This is a genomic window from Halococcus salsus (genome assembly GCF_009900715.1).
Taxonomy (GTDB): Archaea; Halobacteriota; Halobacteria; order Halobacteriales; family Halococcaceae; genus Halococcus; species Halococcus salsus.
Window position 1 is genome coordinate 1 of the sequence record NZ_JAAAJC010000012.1, and the last position, 3,578, is coordinate 3,578.

Consider the following 3,578-nt stretch of genomic DNA (forward strand, 5'->3'; position numbering starts at 1 on the left):
TGTACCAAAACTACTGAGGGTCAGACCGGAATTTTCCATTGTAGCCACTGTCATTACCTATTGGAATGGATTCGATCATATACATCATTGATTGGATAGGATGGCTACAAAGTATTGTCGGCTACAGCAGTTCGGAATTACAGAACAACATGTGGAATTAGATATTCGACCATGTACCAAAACTACTGAGAGTCAGACCGGAATTCCCCATTGTAGCCACTGTCATTATCTCGTTGTCTCCCAGTGGGTTTCTGCTTACATCTCAGGCTTATCGTTGTCTCATCAACCACACCCGGGGCAAAATATGAAGACAATGATAGCCAAGCGACCACAGGTCTGAGCTTATAATTCGTTGACGCAGTGGTGTCCATAATGAAGCGCAGCTACATCTCCACGTAGCAGCGCAATAACGAGATCTGCAGCATCCTCTTTAAGACACTTGACCAACGCGACAATCCAGCGAAGTCGGGTGCTTCAAATGAGTCCACTTCAATGAAGGAGAGCATCCCGTAGAGATTGCGAACCAGGTGACCATCTCAGCAATTCATTCTGAAGTCTGTGGTTGGCTCGTTTCTCACTCGTCGCTTATGCACGTCTTACTAAGAGGTCGTCATCTAAAGAATGACTCAGCAATTACGGCGTTTTTCCGTAACAGAGGTATGCATGTTCTAAGTCTAGACCACTCGTCTGTAACACTACTATACATGTTATTTTGTCGCCTGCTCTGTATAGTCACAGTCATTTCTCTCGATGATTCTTGCGTAGGAGCATGAAATCACGATACCGACAAACACATCGATACCGCCAGCAGCAAGTTCACTAGCAGAAGCATTCAACAGGGTGCTTTCCGTAACGGCAATCGTACGATCCTGTAATGCAGCGACATGTTGAACGCCAGTTTCGATAGGACGATAGTTGGCTTCAAGGGGACTCTCGCTCGGCACCGAGACGATCTATGGGATGATAGCGACAGTCCCGTACGATAGACTCAAATGAGTGTCAAACCATTTTTGCTATAGATTCGGCAATAAGTGATTACATATAGTTAGCAAGGTAGCTGCATCAAGTACGGGATGCATTGCACGTTGAGTTCAGCGAAATTATTAGCCATATAATTCCTGAGAAACTGTTTGAACTGCCGCTGTCACTTCTCTAACGGGTTAGGCTACAAAGAAGCAACACGAAAATTTAGAACAGGTGTTTGTGGTAGATAGTGTGCTCTTGATCTAGATATTTCGATTTCTTATGCTAGATTGCATCAGTTTTGTAGCCAAGTCTACTGTTTATCACTGCAAAATTAGTTCCTTTTCTACCTCTGCGAATCCCCCTCGGAGATCACTTATACAGATGTTGTTTAAATGAAAATGGCAGTTTGATATGCTGAGTGTACGTAAAGAATTTCTACTCGTTGAGTCAGTGTGTTGTTATCGGTCAGTGGGTGCTTCCATAGTCTCTTTCTGATGATGAACTTGCTGTCGAAGTCAACAACCCTGTCAATCGTTCCAGTAATCACGAGACCCTATTTCGGGGGTGGGACCGATCGTAATAGAGTCACCTTCGTGAAAGTCCCGTACTGAACGATGCATTTGAAGCTCAGCGCCGCACTTCTCGGGACGGTGGACACTCACGAGGTTAATTTCAGGTTCGATAGAGTCGGCCGTGGTGGATCTCGCTTGTGTAATCCGCTTCAAGGGAATCCTTGATCGTGAGGCCGTGCGGTAGCGTTCCGTTCTCTAACCCGGCAATCACGTAGAGGAGGTCACGCTGGAAGGCGGTCAGGTCGTCCATCATAGCACCCAGATAGATCGAGAAATAGACGGGTGAGTATATTGGGTAGAAAGCCGGTTTGTACGGCTATCAGGCGTCGACTTGAACTGACCACATGAATACAGGTTGTGGGATGAATCATCTTGCGACCGTTACTTTGTGCAGGCCGACCGGTATCGGCGAGTAGGTTGCTATGTTCAGTCAGTGACCTCACTAACAGTAGTCGCCACGCGTACTCATAGGGAGTGAGGACCCCGCGAAGGACATCTTTCCCCTACTGAGCGAATCTAAGGGGTCTTATCTTCGAAGAGAGTTCACAATAGAGATCTCAGTAGCTATCCGTTGTCCCGGGCCACCGGAGTTACCCCCACGAACCTAACTTTCCGAACACGTGGGGTAACTTTGAGCGGTCAAAGCAGGTTCATGAAACGAAGTTATTCGATTTCTTAGCGATAGCTGTACAGTTGGTGAACAAATCGAAGTCATTTAGCGGATGGTAGCGGAGTAGCGGTATGGTCACGAAACACGATATCCGGAACGGAATTCGTGGGGAAGTCGGGCGATTTAAGCGCGAGTTAACAGCGTCATTCACTAAAGAAGAACTCGGAGCGCTGTGTGCGGCACTAGAGATTACAGATACTACTGACTCAGTTACATCGACGGCGACGATGCGTCAGCAGATCCGCGTTACTGTCGAGCTTGCCGATAGCCGGGAGGATGCGGCCGATGATGCATTTTCGAAGCTTGAACTAGAAGCGATTGCTGCGGCAATTGGTGTTGAGCCAATCAGTGGCGACGAACCGGACCCTCTGCTCTAACCTCAATAGGAATAGGCAGTCAGTCAAGATCGAGACAATCTGCTGAGTTGTCTCCACGTACCACTATTTGCGTGGCAGGGGTACGCCCTCAATCACTTCCTTGCTGGAAACGTGACCGACTGCTCAGTAGTTGCGAACCAGTAGGCCATCAAACCGCTCGAAGTGGTCGACATTGCGTGTCACTACCGGCTCCTCAAATTCAAGCGCGGTGGCAGCAATCAAACAGTCGTCAAGTTCGACTGCCTTGCCTGCGTTTTGCTGTTCACCATAGAGCCGTCCACCACGCAACGCAATCGATCGAGTTACTGGCACGATCTCTTTCGTTGCGGTCACATCCACGACCTCTGTATGTTCATCAAGCGGAACAGATGCACGGGGAACCCCAGCCTGGAGTTCAGCCATAGTGATCGCGGAGACCCGCACCTGTTCAGGGGAATCTTCGATAGTACGCGCGCACGCAATTGCGTCTGGATCGCCGTGACGAAGGTCAAGCAGAAACGAAGTGTCGAGAATCACGATTCATCGACGAACTCTCGATGGGTCTCCTCAGCAGATCGAGTGAGACTCGCACCTGCTTCGGTAACTGCCTTTTCGTACTCGTCATCGGCTGCACCTGTGCCTGCAATTTCCAGGAGTGAACGTTCACCTGCTAATCGTTCGACGACATCGCTGAAACTCTCTCCCTCGCGCTTCTTTGCACTCAGGCGCTCGTATGCGGTTTCACTGAGAGCCACTGTCTTTGTGTTCGTTCCCATATACACAGGTAGCTGTGCTAACTCTATAAGTCCTTGTGTTGCTGATCTACTGTATTGAACGAACATCATCAGAAGGACCTTTGCCGGAGTAGCAAAGAGATAGCTGGGCTTCACTAGGCGATCGTCGAGATATCCAAAAAACACCGAACTATACCTGGTAGGAAGCTAATCTATTCTGAACGAACTCGAGTTCCTGGCACCGTCTAGTTAAGGAGCGAACAGGTCGAAGAGTGAGTAA

At 48.6% G+C, this 3,578-nt stretch carries 3 protein-coding genes and 2 pseudogenes; 1 reads left to right on the forward strand and 4 read right to left on the reverse strand.

Annotated features, from left to right (window positions below):
• Positions 1 to 1,424: 1,424 nt before the first annotated feature.
• Positions 1,425 to 1,640: pseudogene (locus tag GT355_RS18640) on the reverse strand (TrmB family transcriptional regulator); the annotation flags it as partial.
• A gap of 7 nt (positions 1,641 to 1,647) precedes the next feature.
• Positions 1,648 to 1,788: pseudogene (locus GT355_RS16175) on the reverse strand (PadR family transcriptional regulator); the annotation flags it as partial.
• Positions 1,789 to 2,279: 491 nt separating this feature from the next.
• Between GT355_RS16175 and GT355_RS16180 the strand changes: the two are divergent.
• Positions 2,280 to 2,585 (forward strand): hypothetical protein, encoded by a 306-nt coding sequence (locus tag GT355_RS16180; protein ID WP_160135584.1) that lies wholly within the window; start codon positions 2,280 to 2,282, stop codon positions 2,583 to 2,585.
• A 123-nt stretch (positions 2,586 to 2,708) separates the two neighbouring features.
• Here GT355_RS16180 and GT355_RS16185 read toward each other — a convergent pair whose 3' ends face one another.
• Positions 2,709 to 3,101, reverse strand: coding sequence for a PIN domain-containing protein (locus tag GT355_RS16185; protein WP_160135585.1), 393 nt, complete (start codon positions 3,099 to 3,101; stop codon positions 2,709 to 2,711).
• On the reverse strand, positions 3,098 to 3,340 hold the full coding sequence (locus tag GT355_RS16190; protein WP_160135586.1) for an antitoxin VapB family protein: 243 nt from the start codon (positions 3,338 to 3,340) through the stop codon (positions 3,098 to 3,100). Before GT355_RS16190 ends, GT355_RS16185 begins: the two co-directional genes overlap by 4 nt.
• Positions 3,341 to 3,578: the final 238 nt, after the last annotated feature.

What these genes read in the sequence shown, in the direction of transcription:
- GT355_RS16190 (WP_160135586.1), bottom strand. Translation starts at nt 3,340, where the DNA reads ATGGGAACGAACACAAAGACAGTGGCTCTCAGTGAAACCGCATACGAG.
- GT355_RS16180 (WP_160135584.1), top strand. Translation starts at nt 2,280, where the DNA reads ATGGTCACGAAACACGATATCCGGAACGGAATTCGTGGGGAAGTCGGG.